The sequence below is a fragment of the Xanthomarina sp. genome (assembly GCF_035306605.1).
Taxonomy (GTDB): Bacteria; Bacteroidota; Bacteroidia; order Flavobacteriales; family Flavobacteriaceae; genus Xanthomarina.
The window spans coordinates 1-5,500 of sequence record NZ_DATGNR010000074.1; the positions used below are offsets into that span (position 1 = coordinate 1).

Below are 5,500 nucleotides of genomic sequence, written 5' to 3' on the forward strand. Positions count from 1 at the left end.
GGAAGTGGTTGTTGCGCGAAATTAGCAAATGCACTAGTTTCTAATGGGAAATAAGAAAACTCAAAACCTTCACAGCTTTCAATTGGTCTAGAAGAATCGAAATCATCCATAGGGTCAACAAAAAACTGCCCATTTAAAGAGCTTGAGAATTGTGCATTTTGAATTTCAACAAACATACCAATATGGGTGCTGTTAATTTGAGACAAGCTAACTGATACAGGCTCTATAACTTCAGTAACTGAAGATCTTAAAACCTTTAAAGGAACTTTGTTTGATGTTAAAGCAGCTAATCTAGTTCCGTTAGCACCACCACCAATAGCAATTACGCCATCTCCAGTTCGATCTTCACCTATAAATAAACCTTTTAAATTCACATAAGTTTCTCTACCAAAGTTAAATTGGTTGTAAGTATCAACTTGGTTCAACATCACTTTAATAGCCGCTGTTGGGTTTGAAGGGCTATCTTGGATAAAAAATTCTTTATAAAAATTCCCTGTTTGATCTGAAGAAGACACATATCCCTTAACATATACGTCGGTAACTATTTCTGTTACTTCACCTGATACAAAGTAAGTTTTTGCTTGCGCGATACTTATTTCAGTAGAATTAGCAATTAACTGATTTAGTTTATTATTTTCTTCATCACCTAAACTGCTAGGCACTTTATAATCGTCGTCTTGTACACATGATGTAACGGACACAACGACCATTAAGCTTAGAAGTACTTTTAAAATTTTATTTGTTTTCATGAGTAATAATTTATAATTAATTTTTTCTTTTTCGTTTTTTTAGAATCTAAAGTTAACATTTAAAAAATAAGTAGTTCCACGCCCGTACCAGTATTTTGAACCAAACACACGCTTAGGATTGTTATTATCTTCTAATAATTGCTCGTAATTAGCATTTCTTCCTTGCTCAAAACCACCTGTTTTATAAACTTTATCTAACAAGTTGTTTACACTAGCGAAGAATCCAATATAGTAATCTCCAATTTTCCACGATTTTCCACCTGTAAGGTTAACAACCATGTAGTTATCAAACTCTTCTTGCTTTAATAGTTCTCTAGCAACATCTTCGTTATAATCTACAAATGGTAATCCGTCGTTATCTAAGTAGAAGTTTTCTGTTCTTGTTAACGGGCTTACATCTACATAAGTATTAGAGAAGAAGTTTGCTGTTGCACCAAACCACCAGTAGTCAGGATCTCTATATTCAAATCCAACTGAATAAGCTTGTTGCGGACCACCAGCAATTTTATAATCTTTTAAGTTTGATGTAAAAGTTTCTGATCTTCCAAAGCTTGAAGCTGTTAGATATAAGTTAGGGTTGTTTGCGTAAGTATATTGTCCTACAGAAGCTGCTCCTTTTAATTTAATCGTTGGAGTTACTTGAGCCTCTATTCCTAATTCTGCTCCGATATGTTGTTTATCTACACCTTGTAAAATTTCTTGTACGAAAGCTGTAGTTTCATTTACATCAACATCTTCTGATACCTGAACATTTACGTTTGTTAAACCATCTGCGTAGTAAAAAGAAATTTCGTTAGCATCTTCAATTTTAGAGTAAAAACCTGTAAGTTTTGCTTTTACTATTGGAGATCTAAAAATATAGCTAATATCTCCTGAGGTAATTTTTTCTTCTGAAATATTATCTACTGTATTATTGTTTTCTCTGGAGTTTGAAAACGTATTTCTTATAGATGGCGCTTTTGTAATATATCCTGCGTTTACATCTATTAAGTGTTTTCCAGTAATTTTATAGGTTAATCCACCTTTAGCTCCTACACCTGTAAAAGATAATTTTTCACTTTTTCCAGAAGAGTTATCTGTTAATACATTACCTGCATTATCTGTAGTAATGTATGCTTCATTTTGCCACAATCCATCTCTTTGATAAGTCGTATTTGTTAAACTTCCAGATAAGTAGAAATCTACTTTATTGTATTTAAATTGTGCTTGAGCGTAACCAGAAACTACATCGGATAAAATGTTGTAGTTATATCTAAATTTATCTCCTTCACCTACAACTCTATTTGGGTTTTGATAATCGTATTGAAAACCATCAAAAGAATCCACGTTTAAGTATCCTGAAGTAGAACCTAATAAATCGATGATTTCACCAAAGTTTTCAGATTTTAAGTTTTTGTAAGTAACAGCTGCATTAATTAAAATGTTTTCATTAATTTCTGAGCTTAATATCGAGTTAACAGTAAGTTGCTTATCGTCGTTTCTATCTTCGTATAATACATAAGCACCATTCTTCTCTCCATTAACCGTACTATTGTTAGTAATGTTAGCATCTAAAATACGCTCCCAATTAATTTGACCATTATTAATAAACTCTTGCTCGTTTAAGTAAGCTTGAGCATAATCTGGACCATTTGGATCAGCTAAATTGTAGCTCGGTAGGTTTTGGTAATATGCTGGACTTGGGTTTCCACCTCCACCGTAATCTAAACGGCTATTTCCTATTTTACCAAATTGGTAACCTACGTTGGTATTTAAGCTTGTTTTACTGCTAAGATCCCAATAGTGATTAAGCATTAAAATTGGCTCTTCAACTTCTTTAATTCTAGAGTTTTTCTTTTTACCATCTAACCAACCCCAGTATTCGTTGTATTTTATCCCTTTTAAATCGTACACCTCTTGTGTATTTGGTGATGATTTTCCTCTACGGTTAGGTGTATAAATAGATGTAAAGTTCAAGCTATGGTTGTCTCCAAATTTCTTTTCTACAGAAGCAAAGAATGAATTCGCATCATATAAGGTAGCGTCTTGGAAACCTTCATTTCCCCAACGTCTTCCTGCCATAAAAGAATAAGCCCATCCGTCTTGTAATAATCCTGAAGAATAACTTGCCATTATACGATTTGTATAACTTCTGTTAGAAGAAGAGTAAGTTACCCGTCCACCTTCTCGGTATTGAGAAGCTCTAAGAATCATGTTTGTAGTTCCTAATGCTCCACCAAAGTTATAATTAGAAGGTTGTAATCCTGAAGTTAACTCTTGGTTTCTTAAAACATCGTTTAATCCTCCCCAATCACTCCATTGTGGTCTTCCATCATAAAGTTTGTTCATTTCAATTCCGTTAATTAACACAGAACCGTTTTCTGAATCTAAACCTCTTACTTTAAAGAAAGATGAACTAAACTCGAAAGCTGCTGTACGTTGAAATACATCTTGCGAAGATTGTAAAAGTCCAGATATATTATCTAAACCACTATCGTCGCTATCAAGTTCGTCATCGGATAAAGTAATTGTAAACAATTCTGAATCTGAAACGTCTTTACTTAAAGTCATATCTGAAATATCCAGAGTTTGACCTTCATTAACTACAATAGGATATCTTTTTGGCGCATATCCGCTTTTTGAAATACGTAACACTTGTTCTCCTAAAGGGACTTGTTCTAAAAATTGGAACTCACCTTTAGCGTCGGTTTCTACTGACAAGACAGTACCTTCCACAGTTACAGTTACACTTGGAATAGGTTCAAAAGAAATGGCTTCAGTGACACTCCCTTTTACAACAGTCTCTTGGGACATTGCGGTAAAAGTTGAAAAAATTCCGAATAGAAAAATAAATAAACTTTTTTTCATGCTTGAATTTATGATTAATAATTGTTTTTGCGTTAGTTTAAATTAATTAAGGCTTGCAAATTTACATTATTTATAATAAATATCTACTTTTGGCAGATAATTTGTATTAACATATCAATAACATAACATACAAGTAAATGAGAAATTTAAAATTTTGGCTTGCAGCCTTGTTTTTAAGTGCGAGTATATTTATTCAAGCGCAAGAGAAAAAAACTTATAAGGTACATACGGTAGCTTTTTATAATTTAGAAAATTTGTTTGATACAGAAAACGACCCTGAGAAAAATGATGAAGCTAGTCCAATCATGGAAATGAAAGGTGATGTTGAAGCAGTATATAAAAAGAAGGTGAGCAACATGGCTCGCGTAATAGCAGACATAGGTAAAGACATTACCAACAACTCCCCTGTTATCCTTGGTGTTTCCGAGGTTGAAAACAGAAAGGTTATGGAAGATGTAGCCAATGACCCACAATTAATCGACAAAGATTATGGCATTGTACATTACGATTCTCCGGACCGCCGTGGTATAGACGTTGGTTTATATTACCAGAAAGGATTGTTTACCCCCTTAAACACTAGTACTCATGAACTTTTAATTTACGATGACAATACAAGAGATCGAATCTATACCAGAGATCAATTGTTGGTAAGTGGAAAATTGGAAGACGAATTAATTCATATTATTGTTAACCACTGGCCTTCTAGACGTGGTGGAGAAGCTAGAAGTAGACCAACACGTGTGGCTGCCGCTAAACTTAACAAAAAAATAATTGACTCCTTACAAACCATAGATCCTTATGCCAAAATATTTATTATGGGCGATTTAAATGACGATCCTACAAATGCGAGTGTAAAAGAGGTTTTAAATGCTAAAAGAGAAAAGGAAGATGTCGAGTTTAAAGGTATATACAATCCTATGGAGAACTTCTTTAAAAAAGGTCTTGGATCTAACGCTTATAGAGATAGCTGGAGTTTATTCGATCAAATAATGGTAACTCAACCGTTAATAGAAAAAGATTACTCTTCGTTCAGACTTTATAAGGCAGGAATTTTTAACAAGAACTATTTAATTACAAAAAGAGGAAGATGGAAAGGTTATCCGTTCCGTAGCTTTGCTGATGGCGGATTCACCGATGGCTTTAGCGACCATTTCCCAACCTATGTTGTTCTTATTAAAGAAGTGAACTAAAACTTACAAATAACCATAATAAAAAAACGACTCATTGCTAAGCTAAGAGTCGTTTTTTTTATGTCTTAATTCATCCTATCCTAACCAGGTACTCCAAGGAATTCTAGATAAAAATAACACCAAACCAATGCCATAAAAAACCGAAATGGTTTTAAATTTCCCATTAGAAAGTAATTGTTTTTTATGCTTAGCATATCCTATAGTTATTAAAGCAATGGCTATAATATTAATTAAAGGGTGCTCTACTAAATACAATCTATCTACAGAGCTTTTCATAATTTCTCCCATTCCTGATTGACTAAACAAATTAAATCTTGGTGAAACAAAATATAATACCAGACCTAATAGCAATTGAATGTGAGATAAAATAAAAGCAATTAAAAACAGACTATAATCTTTATTGTTATCGTAATCCTTTTTACCTACTTGCTTAATGATACTATTTACTACAGCCATCACTAAAACTAAAAGTACCAAATAGGCCCAATAGGAGTGAAACATTTTTACTGTGTTATACATATTTTTGGTTGTTTTATTGTTAATAACGCAAATGTAGTGATTAATCATCAAAAAAAAACCTCTTCAAAATGAAGAGGTTTTAAAATAATTTTAAACAAAATTAGAAGTTATATTTAATAGATGCATTAAATGTAATACCATTAGTATTAATGTATCCAAAGTTATCTGTTTGTTGAATTCTAACTTCATCAAATA

The 5,500-nt window shown here is 32.7% G+C and carries 4 protein-coding genes; 1 reads left to right on the plus strand and 3 read right to left on the minus strand.

Features of this window, described 5'->3' with window-relative positions:
- Together VKY41_RS09815 and VKY41_RS09820 are read right to left on the minus strand one after the other, a co-directional pair.
- Positions 1–749 (minus strand): DUF5689 domain-containing protein (locus VKY41_RS09815; protein WP_500814274.1); only part of this gene is annotated, 749 nt, incomplete at its 3' end.
- Between the two features lie 39 nt (positions 750–788).
- A complete protein-coding gene (locus VKY41_RS09820; protein ID WP_500814275.1) occupies positions 789–3,596 on the minus strand; it encodes a carboxypeptidase regulatory-like domain-containing protein in 2,808 nt (935 codons plus the stop codon).
- A 137-nt stretch (positions 3,597–3,733) separates the two neighbouring features.
- On the opposite strand from VKY41_RS09820, the gene VKY41_RS09825 reads away from it, so the two are divergent.
- Entirely contained in the window at positions 3,734–4,786 is a 1,053-nt protein-coding gene (locus VKY41_RS09825; protein WP_500814276.1) for an endonuclease/exonuclease/phosphatase family protein, read from the plus strand.
- 75 nt (positions 4,787–4,861) lie between these two features.
- On the opposite strand, the gene VKY41_RS09830 is transcribed toward VKY41_RS09825, so the two are convergent.
- Positions 4,862–5,305 (minus strand): hypothetical protein, encoded by a 444-nt coding sequence (locus VKY41_RS09830; protein ID WP_500814277.1) that lies wholly within the window; start codon positions 5,303–5,305, stop codon positions 4,862–4,864.
- Positions 5,306–5,500: the final 195 nt, after the last annotated feature.